The sequence below is a fragment of the Halosimplex aquaticum genome (assembly GCF_028747785.1).
GTDB lineage: Archaea > Halobacteriota > Halobacteria > Halobacteriales > Haloarculaceae > Halosimplex > Halosimplex aquaticum.
The window spans coordinates 4,620,509-4,636,573 of sequence record NZ_CP118158.1 but is presented as its reverse complement, the minus strand read 5'-3'; the positions used below and the strand labels follow the sequence as shown (position 1 = coordinate 4,636,573).

General features: G+C 66.6%; 11 protein-coding genes. 6 read left to right on the top strand and 5 right to left on the bottom strand.

Annotated elements, in window-relative coordinates:
- Nucleotides 1–7 precede the first annotated feature (7 nt).
- On the top strand, nucleotides 8–2,479 hold the full coding sequence (locus PSC72_RS22890; protein WP_274323733.1) for a glycoside hydrolase family 31 protein: 2,472 nt from the start codon (nucleotides 8–10) through the stop codon (nucleotides 2,477–2,479).
- 37 nt (nucleotides 2,480–2,516) lie between these two features.
- Here the strand turns inward: PSC72_RS22890 and PSC72_RS22885 are convergent, their stop codons facing one another.
- Nucleotides 2,517–4,655 (bottom strand): periplasmic substrate-binding domain-containing protein, encoded by a 2,139-nt coding sequence (locus PSC72_RS22885; RefSeq protein ID WP_274323732.1) that lies wholly within the window; start codon nucleotides 4,653–4,655, stop codon nucleotides 2,517–2,519.
- Between the two features lie 218 nt (nucleotides 4,656–4,873).
- On the opposite strand from PSC72_RS22885, the gene PSC72_RS22880 reads away from it, so the two are divergent.
- Together PSC72_RS22880 and PSC72_RS22875 are read left to right on the top strand one after the other, a co-directional pair.
- Nucleotides 4,874–7,000, top strand: coding sequence for a sugar-binding protein (locus PSC72_RS22880; protein WP_274323731.1), 2,127 nt, complete (start codon nucleotides 4,874–4,876; stop codon nucleotides 6,998–7,000).
- 169 nt (nucleotides 7,001–7,169) lie between these two features.
- Complete coding sequence (locus tag PSC72_RS22875; RefSeq protein ID WP_274323730.1) at nucleotides 7,170–7,919, top strand: ThuA domain-containing protein; 750 nt, start codon at nucleotides 7,170–7,172, stop codon at nucleotides 7,917–7,919.
- 43 nt (nucleotides 7,920–7,962) lie between these two features.
- On the opposite strand, the gene PSC72_RS22870 is transcribed toward PSC72_RS22875, so the two are convergent.
- Nucleotides 7,963–8,205 carry a hypothetical protein gene (locus PSC72_RS22870; protein ID WP_274323729.1) on the bottom strand — a complete coding sequence of 81 codons (243 nt, stop codon included), beginning with the start codon at nucleotides 8,203–8,205 and terminating at the stop codon, nucleotides 7,963–7,965.
- A 106-nt stretch (nucleotides 8,206–8,311) separates the two neighbouring features.
- On the opposite strand from PSC72_RS22870, the gene PSC72_RS22865 reads away from it, so the two are divergent.
- Nucleotides 8,312–10,021 (top strand): glycoside hydrolase family 2 protein, encoded by a 1,710-nt coding sequence (locus PSC72_RS22865; RefSeq protein ID WP_274323728.1) that lies wholly within the window; start codon nucleotides 8,312–8,314, stop codon nucleotides 10,019–10,021.
- 634 nt (nucleotides 10,022–10,655) lie between these two features.
- Here the strand turns inward: PSC72_RS22865 and PSC72_RS22860 are convergent.
- The 3 genes from PSC72_RS22860 to PSC72_RS22850 form a co-directional block, all read right to left on the bottom strand.
- Nucleotides 10,656–11,732, bottom strand: a complete 1,077-nt coding sequence (locus tag PSC72_RS22860) for a Gfo/Idh/MocA family protein (RefSeq protein ID WP_274323727.1) — start codon at nucleotides 11,730–11,732, stop codon at nucleotides 10,656–10,658.
- Between the two features lie 95 nt (nucleotides 11,733–11,827).
- Complete coding sequence (locus tag PSC72_RS22855; RefSeq protein WP_274323726.1) at nucleotides 11,828–12,982, bottom strand: Gfo/Idh/MocA family protein; 1,155 nt, start codon at nucleotides 12,980–12,982, stop codon at nucleotides 11,828–11,830.
- Between the two features lie 10 nt (nucleotides 12,983–12,992).
- Nucleotides 12,993–13,958, bottom strand: coding sequence for a sugar phosphate isomerase/epimerase family protein (locus tag PSC72_RS22850; protein WP_274323725.1), 966 nt, complete (start codon nucleotides 13,956–13,958; stop codon nucleotides 12,993–12,995).
- Between the two features lie 158 nt (nucleotides 13,959–14,116).
- Between PSC72_RS22850 and PSC72_RS22845 the strand changes: the two genes are divergently transcribed.
- Nucleotides 14,117–14,980, top strand: a complete 864-nt coding sequence (locus PSC72_RS22845) for a fumarylacetoacetate hydrolase family protein (RefSeq protein WP_274323724.1) — start codon at nucleotides 14,117–14,119, stop codon at nucleotides 14,978–14,980.
- Between the two features lie 93 nt (nucleotides 14,981–15,073).
- A complete protein-coding gene (locus PSC72_RS22840) occupies nucleotides 15,074–15,838 on the top strand; it encodes an IclR family transcriptional regulator (RefSeq protein ID WP_274323723.1) in 765 nt (254 codons plus the stop codon).
- Nucleotides 15,839–16,065 lie beyond the last annotated feature (227 nt).

Sequence of the window (16,065 nt, the reverse complement as noted above, 5' to 3'; positions counted from 1 at the left end):
TAAATTCATGCACGTCGACACCCTGGGAAGGGAGACGGACGGTCCGCTGTTCGAGGCGGGTGGGAATCGCATCAAACTGCAGGTCCTCGACGAGAACGTCGTTCGCCTGGTGTACACGGCCGGGGAGGCGATCCCGGACGCCGAGAGTCCGATGGTCGTCGAGCAGGAACCGAGCGACGAATGGGACCTGATAGAGCGCGAGAGGGAGTTCGAACTCCGCACCGGCGAACTGCGCGTCGAACTCGACCGCGAGACCGGCGCGATCACCTGGCGCGACGTCGACGGGCGGCGCCTCGTGAGCGAACCCGAGGAGGGCGGCAAGTCCGTCGTCCGCGTGTCGCCCGAGGAACTGACGGTCGGGGACAGCGAGGTGGCGACGCCGCGCGACTCGCTCGACCGCGAGGCGTACTCGACACGGCTGGACCTGGAGTTCGCCGACGACGAGGCCATCCTCGGTCTCGGCCAGCACGACGACGGCGTCGCCAACTACCGCGGCGAGGAGCAGACCCTCTATCAGGGGAACACGAAGGTCGCGATGCCGGCGTTCCTCTCGACGCGCGGCTACGGGATGCTGTGGAACACGGGGTCGACGACGTCCTTCCACGACGACCAGCACGGCTCGTTCGTCTGGACGGAGTGTGACGACGCCCTCGACGTGTTCTTCGTCGCCGGCGAGCCCGACGAGGTGATCGCCGGATTCCGCCAGTTGACCGGCGAATCGACGATGCTCCCGAAGTGGTCCTACGGCTACGTCCAGTCGAAGGAGCGGTACAAGACCGCCGAGGAACTGGTCGAGGTCGTCGACGAGTACCGCGAGCGGGAGATCCCGATCGACTGCATCGTCCAGGACTGGCAGTACTGGCCCGACACCGAGGACCACCACCCGAACTTCGAGGAGTGGGACGGCCCCGAGGGCGACTGGGGCCAGTGGGGCCAGAAGTCGTTCGCCCCCGACCGGTTCCCCGACCCGTCGGCGATGATGGACGACCTCCACGAGCGGAACGTCCGCCTGATGATCTCCATCTGGCCGAACATGCTCGCCGGCGAGAACTACGACGAGATGCGCGCGGCCGGCCACATCCTCGACGACGAGGACGTGCCGGCGCCGGGTAACGAGCAGCGCTACTACGACGCCTTCTCCGAGGAAGCGCGGGACATCTACTGGAACCAGGCGAAGGAGGGCCTGTTCGACCACGGCGTCGACGCGTGGTGGTGCGACTCCACGGAGCCGTACGACCCGACGTGGACGCTCCCCACGTGTCCGGAGCCCCACCGCCTGGTTCAGCACACGACGGACGCGTTCAAGCACGTCCTCGACCCGGGCTACCTCAACACCTACTCGCTGCACCAGGCGAAGGGGATGTACGAGGGCCAGCGCGAGGCGACCGACGACAAGCGCGTCATCAACCTCACTCGCTCGGGCTATCCGGGCCAGCAGCGCTACGGCGCGATCACGTGGTCGGGCGACATCGAGGCGACGTGGGAGCGCTACCGCACGCAGATCACCGACGGCCTGCAGTTCACGGCCGCGGGCAACCCGAAGTGGACGCTCGACATCGGCGCGTTCTTCGCCGGCAACGCCGACTACTCGTGGATCATCGACGGCGACTTCGACGAGGGCAACGAGGACGCCGGCTACCGCGAACTGTACGTCCGCTGGTTCCAGTACGGCGCCTTCCTGCCGCTGTTCCGCTCGCACGGGACCCACACCGCCCGCGAGATGTGGCGCTTCGGCGAGCCCGGCGAGCGAACCTACGACACGCTCGTGAAGTTCGACCGCCTGCGCTACCGCCTGCTGCCGTACATCTACTCGCTGGCCGGCTGGGAGACCCACCGCGACTACACGATGTACCGCCACCTCGCGCTGGAGTTCCCCGACGACGAGACGGCCCACGAGGTGGGCGACCAGTTCATGTTCGGCCCGGCGTTCATGGTCTGTCCGGTCACCGAACCGATGTACTACGGCCCCGACTCCGAACCGCTCGACGAGACGGCCGAGGCGCGCGAGGTGTACCTCCCCGAGGACACCGACTGGTACGACTTCTGGACGGGCGAGCGCTACGAGGGCGGCCAGAGGGTCCTCGCCGACGCGCCCCTGGAGAAGGTCCCGCTGTTCGTGAAGGCCGGGAGCGTCGTGCCGATGGGGCCGGTCGTCCAGCACACCGGCGAGCGCCCGGACGCCGACTGGGAACTGCGCGTCTACCCCGGTCGCGACGGCGAGTTCGACGTCTACGAGGACGCCGGCGACGGCTACGACTACGAGGACGGCGCGTTCGCGTTCACCCCGATCCGCTGGGCCGACGCGGCGAGCGAACTGACGATCGGCGACCGCGACGGGTCGTTCCCGGAACTCGTCGAGGAACGCGGCTTCGAGGTCGTCGCCGTCGGCGAGGGCCGCGGCGTCGGCGTCGAAGCGTCCGAAAGTGACGAGACTGTCTCCTACGACGGGTCGGAGACGACGGTCGACGTCGACCGCTGAGAAGCGGGTCGACGAGAAATTTCGGGTCCGTCCGCCGTCACTCGGGCGGTTCGAATTCGGTGTCGGTACTGGCTTGCGTCAGCCCGGTCATCACCGTCCCGACCGGGATGCTGACGTTGCGGGCGTAGTCGAGCGCCTGCTCGTCCGGACCAGGCCAGTCGAAGTCTCGAACGTTGCCCCACGCCCCCGATATCGACTGCGCGAACACGAAGTCGGGGAGGTAGAAGTTGTAGTACTGCGCGCAGGTGCGGTAGAGCCGGTTGATCTCTTCTTCGGACTTCCCCGGTTTACGGATCCCGTTGACGACCTCAAGCATGTCGACCTCGCGGCCGTTCTTCAGGTCGGGATCGGCACCGGCCTCGTTCGGCGCGTCGATCGAGCCGACCTCCTTCGGGAGTTCGACGGTGATCGGCTTGTTCTGGGTGTCCCGCTCGTCGTCCTCCGTGAGGCGGAAGACGCTGCCGGCGGAGGGGCTGCCGCCGAGCAGCGCCTCGCCCCACCACGCGCCGCGGTCGTTGTACTTGCCGAAGACGGTCGCGGTGTCCGACCAGAAGATGGACGTGTCGAAGTTCAGCCCGCTGCCCTCCGGGTTGAGGTTGTTCGACCACGTCGAGAACCCCTGCGAGGAGAAGTTGACGCCGAAGCCCCACTTCGAGAGGTTCGCCTTGATCGACTGGGCCGCCTGGATGTAGCTCGAATCGTTCGACGGCGCGATGAGGTCGATGCTGGCCGTGTTCCCGTTGGGGTCGACCCACTGCCCGCCCTGTTTCGAGTAGCCGGCGTTCTGCATGTACTGCGTCGCGTTGTCGAGGTTCTGGGCGCGCGAGTAGGTGTGGAGCTTGTTCAGGAAGTCCGAGGAGAAGGTGCTCTCGGACTCGGCGTCCATCAGGAACGTGTCGTAGGAGGTGGTCCGCCCGGTCTGTTTGCCCCAGCCGTTGGCGACGACCGCGTTCCAGTCGACCGCCTCGACGAGCGCGCGGCGGACCCACAGGCGCTGGAGGTGCTGGTTGTGCCAGTTCATCAGCCACTGGGTCCCCAGCGTGGCGTTGAGCCACCGGGTCAGCTCCTGCATGTGGTCGGGGAGCGTCTCGCGGTTGTAGTCCGCCGTCGGCGCGACGATGCCGCTGTTGACGTCGATGTCGCCGTTCGACGCCAGCGTCTGGCGGCGTGAGGACTCGGCCCAGCGGAGTTCGAGGTTCTTGACGTTCGTGTGCCCGGCGTTGGGGTGTTCGTCGTCGAGGCGGAGCGTCATGGACTCCGAGCCGATGTCGTCCACCGACTCGAGGACGTACATGCCCGACCCCCAGCCCTCCTCGCTGATTCGCTGGAGGGAGACGCGGTCGCTCGTCAGGTCGTCGGAGACCGTCGAGACCTGGTCGGAGGAACCGGCGTCCTGGTACCGTTCGAGGTACGGTTTCGTGTAGTCGGTGTGCAGCGGCGGGTTGAACAGGAGTCCCTTGGCCTGGGCTTCGAGAATCGGCTTGGCGACGGGGTTCGGGTCCTGCGCCGGCACTTCGCCCTTGTCGAACCAGCCGTGGCGGGTCCACTGGTCCTCGGCTTCCTCGTTGAACGTCTCCCCCTCTGTGAACTTGTTGCCGTTGAACATCCACGCGACGTGGTTGTGGGTGACCAGCGTCGGCGCGTCGTAGGGGTCGCCGTTCCAGAACGACGCCCGGTCGTCGAGGTGGTGGCGCCAGTCGTAGGGCTCCTCGACCGTCCACTCCTTGATCCACGTCATCAGCTCGACCTCCTCGTGGTCGGGCTTGTGCGGGGTCGGGACGGTCGTCCCGCTGTAGGCGTTCTCCGGCGTGTGGACGTTCGTGAGCCCGTTGAGTTCCGACATCCAGTTGTCGCCGGTGGTGTTGTCCTGCGGGGTCCACGGGTTCCAGTTGAACACGTCCGGCGAGTTGTTGACCGCAACCCGGATCGTGTCGCGGACCGGCTGTCGGTCGGTTCCCGCGCCGGCGTCGGTACCGTCGGTCGACGTTCCGCCGTCTCCATCGGAGCCGGCCGTCTCCGTGGTGGTGGCGTCGCCCGTAGCGTCGCCGTCGGGAGTCGCCGTGTCTCCGCCGCCGCTCGGACACCCCGCGAGTGCGACCGTCCCCATTCCGGCCAGTATCTGGGCGTACTGGCGGCGCGATATCCGCTCTCCACGATCGTTGTCAACGCCTCGCATGGGTTGGACGACTGAGGCGCCGCATTTCAAACTTTCTAAATATTTGTGATATTTCTGCGGTTGGCAGGCGGGCCAGCGGGACGGAGCAGCGGGAGACCTCCGGTCGGGGTGACGGGGCGGGAGCGATCCGGATACATGAATCTGACGGCGTCTGCGCCCGGAAATTGGTCGATGAATAAAAAGGATTAACTGGCATACATCCAGATGTCGGGCCGGACATGCACCGACGAAGGTTCCTGCAGTCGGGCCTCGCCGCGGCGGCGACGGTCGGACTCGCAGGGTGTCCGGGTGGAGAGGGTGAATCGACAACGACCGACGGCGGCGGCAGCGACGCGACCGACGACCCGACGCCGACACACAGTCCGACCGAGTCGCCCGCGGAGGGCACGGACGAGGAGACCGACGCCGAGACGGACTCGGCCTCGGGACGACTCCCGCGGCTCCGGACCGAGGGCAGTTGGATCGTCACGGAGGACGGCGAGCGGTTCACGCCGCGGGGCGCGAACCTCATCGAGCCGCTGTTCGGCGACCAGAACGAGCGAAACCGGGGTGGGACCTACATGGACACGCTCGAACTGGCGACCGACACGGCCGACGCGTGGTACAACAACGTCCTGCGCCTCCCGCTCACGAACTACGCTATCGACGAACTCGGCTACGAGGAGTACGCGACCAGGTACGTCGACCCGACGGTCGAGCACTGTAAGGAGCAGGGTGTCTACTGCATCGTCGACTACCACATCATCCAGAACTGGGACGACGAGTCCGTCCACGCGGACGTCCGGGAGTTCTGGGACTTCTTCGCTCCCCGGTACGCCGACGAGCCTCACGTGCTCTACGAGTTCTGGAACGAGCCGCAGGAACCGGCCGACGACACGCTGGAGAACTGGAACGCGTGGAAGGAGGTCGCCCAGCCGCTGGTCGACCGCATCCGGGATGACGCTCCCGACACGCCGATCATCGTCGGCTCGCCGAACTGGACGTCGCTGACGAAGTACGCGGCCGAGAGCCCCTTCGAGGGCGAGAACCTCATCTACGCCGGGCACATCTACCCCGGCGACGGCAAGAGCGCTCAGGTCTTCGAAGAAGACTACGGCGCGCCCGCCGACGAGGTCCCGGTGATGATCACCGAGTGGGGCTTCGACGCCATCGACGACGTCCAGCCGGGGACGCGCTCGAACTTCGGCGAGCCGTTCAAGCAGTGGCTCGACGGGCGCGAGAACATCGGGTGGACCGCGTGGTGTCTCGACTCACACTGGCACCCGACGATGCTCGACTTCGACCACAACGTGACCGGCGGCGAGCTATACCACGGCCACTTCGTCAAACAGTGGCTGGCCGAGACCCGCGAGGACAACGTCCCCGACGCCATCGCGCGCGACGGCGCCGACTACGAGGGACCGAGCGACACGGAGGCGCCGCCGATCCCCGAGAACCTCGAGCTCACGCCCAACGACGACGGATCCGTGACGCTCGCGTGGGACCAGGTCACCGACGCCGACACGCGGGTCATGCACTACAACGTCTTCGTCAACGACGAACTGCGGCAGCAGATCGACACGATCAGCCTGTTGAACGAGGTCGACGCCGAGAACGCCTTCGCGGCGGAGGACCTGCGATTCGAGACGACGCTCGAAGGGTTCACGCCCGGCGAGACGTACAAGATCCACCTGAGCGCCGTCGACAGCTGCAGCAACGAGTCGATCATCAGCCGGATGAAGACGCACAAGGTCTCCGGCGAGGTGGACGTCGTCGCCGAGATACCCAAGGCCGACTCGCCGCCGACGATCGACGGCGAACTCGACGACTCGTGGTCCGACCAGGAGCGCACCGACTTCCAGCACACCGTCATCGGTGAACTCGACGGCGACGGCGACCTCGGCGGCGGCTGGCGAGCCCGCTGGGACGCCGACGCGCTGTACGTCCACGTCGACGTGGTCGACGACCGGAAGTCGGTCGACTCGGAGGCCAAGTACAACGACGACGCCATCGAGGTGTACGTCGACGGCGACTACTCGAACCTGTCGAGCTACGACGGCTCGAACGACTTCCAGATCGTCTTCCCGCGCGACGCCCCCAGCGTCACGGGGACGCTGCCGAACGATCCGAGCCTGGAGATGGCCTGGAGCGACACCGAAGACGGCTACGCGCTCGAAGCGGCGATCCCGTGGTCGGCGCTCGCCCCCGAGGAGACCATCGAAGCCGGCCACCTCCTCGGCTTCGACGTCCACGTCAACGACGACGACTCGGGCGACGGCCGCGACGCCAAGATGAACTGGTACAACGAGAAGGACGACTCCTGGGACAACCCCTCGGCGTTCGCCGCCGTGGAACTCGCCGGGTAGATCGGGCCCGACCTCCCACGGAACTGTCCCGCCTTCCCGATCTCGTCGTCCGAACGCGTATCGCCTGCCTGCGGAACCCGGTGGGCGACCCGTTCGATCTAGCTGAACGCCCCCGTCTAGTTTTGCCGCTTGCCGAACCCGCAAGTCGGCGGGAGGCGAGGGTGCGAACATGCCCGACACCCGCGTCACGGTCTGGAACGAGTTCGTCCACGAGCAGGAAAACGACACCGTCGCCGAGATCTACCCGGACGGGATCCACGGGGCCATCGCCGACGCGCTCGCCGAGCGCGGCTTCGACACCGAGACGGCGACCCTGCAGGAACCCGAGCACGGGCTCACCGAGGACGTCCTCGACGAGACCGACGTCCTGACGTGGTGGGGCCACGCCGCCCACGACGAGGTCGACGACGCGGTCGTCGAGCGCGTCAAGGAGCACGTCCTCGACGGCATGGGCCTGATCGTCCTCCACTCGGCGCACTTCTCGAAGATCTTCCGCGAGCTGATGGGGACGACGTGCGCGCTCAAGTGGCGCGAGGCAGCCGAGCGCGAGCGCCTGTGGGTCATCGAGCCGAGCCACCCCATCGCCGAGGGCATCGACGACTGCATCGAACTCGACGAGGCGGAGATGTACGGCGAGCGCTTCGACGTCCCCCAGCCCGAGACGCTGGTGTTCAACTCCTGGTTCGAGGGCGGCGAGGTGTTCCGCTCGGGCTGTACCTACCGCCGCGGCGACGGCCGGATCTTCTACTTCCGACCCGGCCACGAGACCTACCCGGTGTACCACGACGAGGAGATCCAGCGTGTCGTCGCCAACGCCGTCGAGTGGGCCGCGCCGAGCGACGAGCGCGCGACCTACAGCCAGGGCAACGCCGAGCCCCGCGAGGACATCGACACCAGCGACGACCGCACCGTCCACTGATCGGACGAGCGACGGGGCCGCGGGACCGTCCCAGACCGACGCGTCAGTTCTCGACCGTCGGCGGCGTCAGGTCCTCTTCCTCGTCTTCCTCCTCTTCGTCGTCCTCCTCGTACTGCGGCGCGATCCGCCACTTGAAGTAGGCCGTCCAGCCGATCGACACGACCCCGAAGAGGGCCACGACGACGGGCGTCAGTTTCGGATTGCCGGGCGTCGAGAGCCAGAGCGCGCTGACCATCACACCGAAGGTGTAGATGAGCACCGCACCGTCCTGCGACGTGAGTTCCATGTCCCCCACTTCGACCGCGGGAGCATAGAACTGGCGCTCGCTGCCGTCGGCGCCGGCGACCGAGGCGTGGTAACGTTTATCTGCCGCCGGCGAGCGGGGCTCACGTATGCACAGGACCTTCGAGACCACGACGGAACGCCGACGACAGACGCTGGACGGACCGTGGGAGTTCGTCACCGACCCCGACGACGAGGGGCGCGAGGCGGGGTATCACGAGGACTTTCCGAGCGAGGCGGCCGACCGGATCGCGGTCCCGAGTTCGTGGGAAGCGCGGACCGAACACGCGGATTACGTCGGGCCGGCGTGGTACCGGCGGACCTTCGGCCTCCGCGACGCGGGGTCGGTCCTCGTCACGTTTCACGGCGTCGCCCGCGAGGCCACCGTCTATCTCGACGGCGAGGAACTGACCAGTCACGTCGGCGGCTACACGCCGTTCACCGGGCTGGCCCGTGACCTCGACGCCGGCGAGCACGAGCTGGTCGTCCGCGCGGACAACACTCACACCGAGACGACGGTCCCGCACGACGACGTCGACTGGTTCCCCCACGGCGGGATCTACCGCGAGGTCGTCGTCGAGGCCGTCCCCGACGTCTTCCTCCGGGACCTCGCGCTGGAGTACGAACTGTCCGGGGACGCGGCGACCGTCGATGCGGAGGTAACTCTCAACAACCTCGGCCCGCGGCCGGCCGAACCCGAACTCGCCGTGTCCGTCGGCGAGGCGACGGTGGCCGAGTCCGTCGGCGTCGACGGGATGGACGCCCAGACGACGACGGTAACGCTCGAAATAGACGACGTAGACCGCTGGACGCTCGACGACCCGACGCTGTACGACGTCGAAGCCGAGCTTCGGGGTGCCCAGAGCGAAGACCGCGAGGGCGAGACGTTCGCGGACGACCTCCGCGACCGCATCGGGTTCCGCGAGGTAGCGGTCGACGGTCGGGACATCCTGCTCAACGGCGAACCCGTCTCTCTCGCGGGCGTCAACCGCCACGAGGACCACCCCGACTGGGGCGCGGCCCAGCCGCTTCGCATCCAGCAGCAGGACCTGGATATCATCCAGCGGGCGGGATGTAACACGATCCGCTGTTCGCACTACCCGAACCACCCCCGTTTTCTGGACCTGTGCGACGAGGAGGGGATCCTCGTCATCGAAGAGATCCCGCTCTGGCAGGTCGACGAGTCAACCGTGACCGGGTGCGAGCAAGTCGGTCAGCAGACGCTCGTCGAGATGGTCGAGCGGGATCGCCACCACCCGTCGATATTCGCCTGGAGTCTCTCGAACGAGTGCGCGAACGAACAGCGGACCGTCGCGGACGCGACGAGCCAGCTCCGCGAGATCGTCGACGGCCTCGACGACTCCCGGCTGGTCACTGTCGCCTCGAACGCCGACTGGGAAGGCGAGACCGACCGCGCGTTCCAGTACTGCGACTTCCTCTGCGTGAACGCCTACTGGGGCTGGTACCGCGACGACGGCGACTGGTCGGAGCACCTCGACCGCATCGAGGATTCGTACGACGAGAAACCGATCGTCGTCTCCGAGTTCGGCGCCGGCGCCGTCCCCGGCGAGCGGACCCACGCCGGCCGGAAGTGGTCCGAGACCTACCAGGCCGAACTCCTCGCCGACTGCGTCGAACTGTTCCGCGAGCGCGACGGCGTCGCCGGGTTCACCGTCTGGCAGTTCTGCGACACGCTCGGGAACCCCGACCACGCGATGACCCGACCGCGCTCGCGGAACAACAAGGGGATCGTCACCGAGTACCGCCGACCGAAAGACGCCTACTGGACGCTCGTCGACCTGCTCGACGGACGACGGTAGGACGGCCCACTCTCCGCCTCGTCCCCAATTTCGAACCCTCCAGTCCCGTCTCTCAGTCCGTCCGCCTTCTCGATCCCGCTCTCGCCGACTTCGTTCCGCACTCCCGTTCGGGTCTCAGTCCGATTGACCGGCCTGCCATCCGGGATCGATCCTTTGTGAGATATAGAGAACAATGATCTGTATATTGTGGGGCTGGGGCGACCATTCTCGTCGGTATTACATCCGTAATCTTGTAATCGAACGAGTTCCACGCACGGCTTTGCGTGTGATTGTCAATCGGAAACGACAACCGAATTCCGAATATTTCCCGATGTCAGACCGGATAGGGCCAAGTGACTGCATCCGACCGCGAGGTCGTAGGCGCGAGTTACCGGGGACGGCAACACCAGATCGGCAGTCGACCGCGAGATCGCCTCTGTTCTCTAATAGTGTGGGCCTAAGATGCTTTAGAAAACAGATAACCGGAATGGAGAACGTCTGTGAGTATGGTAACCAAACGGTTCACCTCCGCGGGACGTGGTAACGGGCTGGTGGAACTGTCGGTCGCGCAGATCGATACTCCGTTCGGCAGACCCGCCTGGTTTTGCGGTCCGTCTGTCGCGGTGATCGTAGCGTCCTAACGGAGGACGATGCGTCAGGACTCGCCGGATTCCGGCGTCAGGTCGCCCGATTCGACCATCGATTCGAGGGGGTTGTCGTCGATCTCCAGGGGGAAGTCGACGCGGCCGCGGCGGCGCGCGGACTCCCAGGCGCCGAATATCAGCTCCGTGCCGACGAGGGCATTCTGGGCACACAGCTCCGAGGCGTCGCCCGTTTCGACGCCCTCGACGACGTCGGCGATCGCACGCCGGATGCAGTCGCCGCCGTGGACTCCCTCGTCGCAGTCGATAGACTCCCAGCCCTCGCCGTCGCGGCGGATCCGGAGGGGTTCCGAGGCGGCGACGCCGCCGGGGCCGACTTCGATGACGCCGTCGCTGCCGACCAGCCTGTTGTGACAGGCGACCGTCTCCGCTCCCACGCCGGTCGTCGCCAGGCCGGTGACGCCGTTCTCGTAGCGCCACTGGACGACGGCGTGGTTCTCGTTGTGGGCGCCGAAGAGGACGTCCTCCTCGCGGTAGTCGACGCTCGCGAGCACCCACTCCGCCTCGGCCTCGTCGTTGTAGAACGAACAGAGGTCGAACGAGTGACTCCCGTAGTCGTAGACGTTGGGCGCGGAGAACTCGACGCGTTCGAGGTCGCCGATCTCGCCGTCGTCGAGCAGTTCCTTCGCCCGGCGGAACGGCTCGCCGAAGCGGCGCTGGTGGTTGAACGTCAGCTGGACGTCGTGACTGTCCGCTTCCTCGGCCATCGCGCGGGCCTCGGCCCAGGTGCGCGACATCGGCTTCTCGCAGTGGACGGCCTCGACGACGCCGCTCCGGATGCACCCGAGCGAGATGTCCGCGTGGAGCGCCGGCGGAACGGTCACGCTGACGACGTCCGGTTCGACCGCGTCGAGCATCGACTCGTAGTCCTCGAAGACGCGGTCGTCGCCGAGGCCGTACTCGTCCGCGAACGCGCGGGCGTTCTCGGGGACGATGTCCGCGACCGCGAGGAGTTCGACGCCGTCGACCGCCTCGTAGGCGTCGGCGTGGCGATACCCCATCGCGTAGCCCTCGCCGCTGGGGTTGTCAGGATCCGGTCCCGCACCGATGACAGCAGCTGTCAGCGTCATAGGCTACCAAATCGCAGGAGCGCGAAAAAGGTGCCGCCGCGAGTGATTCCTGCCGGGTTCGCCCTCGAACTCGGCTCAGCCGGCGGCCGCTCGTCTCAGACTTCGAGCCACTGGCCGGAGGCGTCGGACTCCTCGATTGCGGCGAGCAGTTCCTGGACGCGATAGCCGTCCTCGAAGGACGGGGAGTGCTCCTCGCCGGCGGCCGCGGCCGTGAGGAACTCGTAGTTCTCGTGGACGAACGTGTGCTCCCAGCCGAGGACGTGGCCGACGGGCCACCAGTGCTCCATGTACGGGTCGTCGGCCTCCGTCACGTTGATCGTCTGGAAACCGCGGTCGCCCTCCAGGAGGAGTTCGAGTTCGTTCAGCCGTTCGAGCGAGAACTTCAGGCTGCCCTTCGAGCCGTTGATCTCGACGCTGTGGTCGTTCTTGCAACCGGTGGCGAACCGCGACGCCTCGTAGGTGGCGACGGCGCCGTTCTCGAACTCGACCTGGGCGGTGTAGGCGTCGTCGACGGTCACCTCGCGGGTCTCGGCCGAGTCGCCGCCCTCGCCCGACAGGGAGCCGTCGTCACCGCCGGGAACGGGCCGCTCGTCGACGAAGGTCTGTAGCTGGCCCGACAGGCGGGCGATGTCCCCTGCCCGGTCCCCGACGAGGAAGCGCGTCAGGTCGATGGTGTGAGCGCCCAGATCGCCGAGAGCGCCCGACCCGGCCAGTTCCTTCGAGTTACGCCAGCTCCACGGCGCCTCGGGGTCGACGAGCCAGTCCTGGAGGTACGTCCCGCGGACGTGGTGGATCTCGCCGAGTTCGCCCGCGTCGATCAGGTTCTTGGCGTACTGGATCGCCGGGATGAACCGGTAGTTGAAGGCGATGCCGGCGGTCGCCTCCGAGTCGCGGGCGGCGTCGCGCATCCGCTCGGCGTCTTCGAGGGTGTGCGCGAGCGGTTTCTCGCAGAAGACGTGCGTGTCGGCTTCCAGCGCGGCGATCGACGGGTCGGCGTGGACGTTGTTCGGCCCGAGGTTGTAGAACACGTCGACCTCCTCGACCACGTCTTCCCAGTCGGTCGCGTAGCGCTCGAAGCCGAGTCGGTCCGCCGCCTCGGCGAGGGCTTCCTCGTCGCGCCCGACGATGACTTCCCGTTCGACTTCCGGCGCCTCCGGGAAGAACATCGGCAGACGCGCGAGCGCGTTCGCGTGAGCTTTGCCCATGAAGCGGTACCCGAGCACGCCGACGGAGAGGGGTGTGTCACTCATCTCGGTCACCTCAGGCCCAGTATGCGTCGCCGGGGGTGGTCTCGAAGACGGAGCGCTGGAGCACGTCGATGGCCTTCTTCAGGCCCTCGTTCGGCGACGTGAGCGAGTCCTCGTGTTCGATGGAGAGGGCGCCGTCGTAGTCGATCATCCGGAGCGTCGAGACGACGTCCTTCCAGAACTCCTCGCCGTGGCCGTAGCCGATGGAACGGAACAGCCACGAGCGGTCCGGTTCCTCGGTGTACGGTTCGGTATCGAGGACCCCCTTCACGCGGCTGTTGGCCTCGTAGACCTTCGTGTCCTTGGCGTGGAAGTGGTGGACGGCGTCCTCCTCGCCCAGGAAGCGGATGGCCTCGGTGATGTCGATGCCCTGCCAGAACAGGTGCGAGGGGTCGAAGTTCGCGCCGATGTACTCGTTCGTGCGCTCGCGGAGTTCGAGCATGCCGGTCGGCTCGTAGACCAGCATGTTGGGGTGCATCTCGATGGCGACCTTCACGTCGTGGTCGGCCGCGTGTTCGGCTAGACCGGACCAGTACTCCTCCGCGACCTCCCACTGGTACTGGTGGGCCTCGTGGTGCTCGTTCGGCCACGGGGCCGTGATCCAGTTCGGCGTCTCGTCGTTCGGGCCGCCGGCGGGCAGGCCCGAGAAGCACGTGACGGCGTCGACGCCGAGCTGGTCGGCGAGCGTGATGGCCTCGCGAAGTTCCGTGTCGGCGCGTTCGGCCCGCTCGTCGTCGGGGTGGAGCGGGTTGTTGTGCGTCGCGAGCGCGGACACGTAGAGGTCGTGCTCGTCGAGCAGGTCCTGCAGTTCGGCCTGTGCATCGTCGTCGTCGAGGTACTCCTCGCGGGGGAGGTGGTCGTCGCCGACGAACCCGCCGCACCCGAGTTCGACCGCGTCGACCCCCTGGTCCGAGAGGTACGCGAACGCGTCTTCGAGCGATTCGCCGCCGAGCGCCACGGTCAGCACACCTACGTCCATGTTTGTTCACCTCTCTCGAACGTTCAAAAACTCTTGCGGTGCCGGTACCCCTCGCCGCGGGCCCCGCGAGAGCGGGCGACCGGCCGCTCCGCCCTGGCCGCCGTTGGCGGATCACGCCCGGCACACTTAAATACTGCCTGTCCAATGCAGTACAACACATGAGATACTTCCGAGTGACGCGGGGGAGCGACCAGCGACTGGTCGCGTCCGACGGAGAGACGGCCTACGACCTCACGAGCGCGTCGGGTGGCCCCGCGACAGTAGAGGAGCTACTCGCGAGCGCCGACGAGGCGCGCCAGGGCCTCGACGAGAGCGCCGAGGCGTACCTCGACGACGCCGAGGAGTGCGAGTTCGACGACGACGACGTCGTCCTGCCCGTCGAACCGCCGGAGGTGTGGGCCTCCGGCGTCACCTACCAGATCAGCGAGGAAGCGCGCCAGGAAGAGAGTGACAAGCCTGACGTCTACATCGACGTCTACGAGAGCGAGCGCCCGGAGATATTCTTCAAGGCGACGCCGAGCCGGACGGTCGGCCCCGACGAGGCGGTCGGCATCCGGGCCGACTCCACCTGGGACACGCCCGAACCGGAACTCGGCGTCGTCCTCTTCGACGGCGAGATGGTCGGCTTCACCATCGGGAACGACATGAGCAGCCGCTCCATCGAGGGCGAGAATCCGCTCTATCTCCCCCAGGCCAAGGTCTACGACCGCTGCTGTTCGCTCGGCCCCTGCGTCGTCTCCCTCTCGGAAGTCGACGACCCCCACGACCTGGAGATGACCATGCAGATCCACCGCGACGGCGAGGTCGCCTACGAGGGGACCACCAACACCAGCGAGATGGTCCGCACGTGCGAGGAACTGACCTCCTATCTCACCCGCCACAACGTCGTCCCCCGGCTGACTGTTCTGTTGACCGGAACAGCGCTCGTCCCGGAAGGCGATTTCACTCTCCGCGAAGGCGACGAGATCGAGATCGACATCGAAGGGATCGGTACGCTTACTAACCCGGTTACGACCGTCTGACGTCACGAGGGATTTTCTCGGAGCCGAGTGAATATCTGAACGGCCGTTTGCGATTGCAGAACGATTAAGACAGCGGGGTGTCTCTCGCTCGATATGGCGCAGTCCGCGCGAAACACGGTAAAGTCGGTCGAACGCACATTCCGGATCATCGGCGGTCTCCAGGAGCTCGGCGGCGCGGGAGTGACGGAACTGTCGACGCACCTCGACCTCCCCAAAAGCACCGTCCACAACTACCTGAGCACGCTCGAACAGGAGGCCTACGTCGTCAAGGCCGACGACCAGTACCGCATCGGCCTGCGGTTCCTCGAACACGGCGCGTACGCGCGCAACCAGTCGCAGATCTTCGAGATAGCCCGGCCCGAACTCGACCGCCTCGCGAACGAGACGGGCGAACTCTGCAACCTCCTCGTCGAGGAGCACGGCAAGGGCACCTACCTATATCGAACCCGCGGCGAGAACGCGGTCCGCGTGAAAGAACACGTCGGTAACCGCGTCTGCCTGCACAGCACGGCGCTCGGGAAGGCCATTCTCGCGCACCTCTCCGAGGAACGCGTCGACGAGATCATCGACCGCCACGGCCTGCCGGAAACCACCGATCGGACGGTCACCGACCGCGACGAACTGTTCGAGACGCTTGCGGACATCCGCGAGCGCGGCGTCGCGTTCGACGACGAGGAACGCCTGTCCGGACTGCGGTGCGTCGCCGCACCGGTCCTCAGCAACGACGACCGCGTCCTCGGTGCGATCAGCGTCTCCGGCCCGTCCCACCGCTTCGAGAACGAGCGCTTCCGCGAGGAACTCCCCAAGCGAGTCCTCGAAACCGCGAACGTCCTCGAACTGAACGTCACGTACTCGTAACGCCGGACCCGCGGCGTCGACGTTCCCGCCGCCGATTCGCCCCGAGCCACACACCGACCGGACTGCGCCACCAATCTCGGCCGCCGTTTTTGTTAGCGATCGATCGACCGGAAACCCTGATCCGACCGCATCGGTCTGTACCCATACCTGAACTGGCCCCTCAGAAGATATACTCTAATACCTATGTTTTCACAATAATATAAAAATGATTATGCGATCGGGGTGGA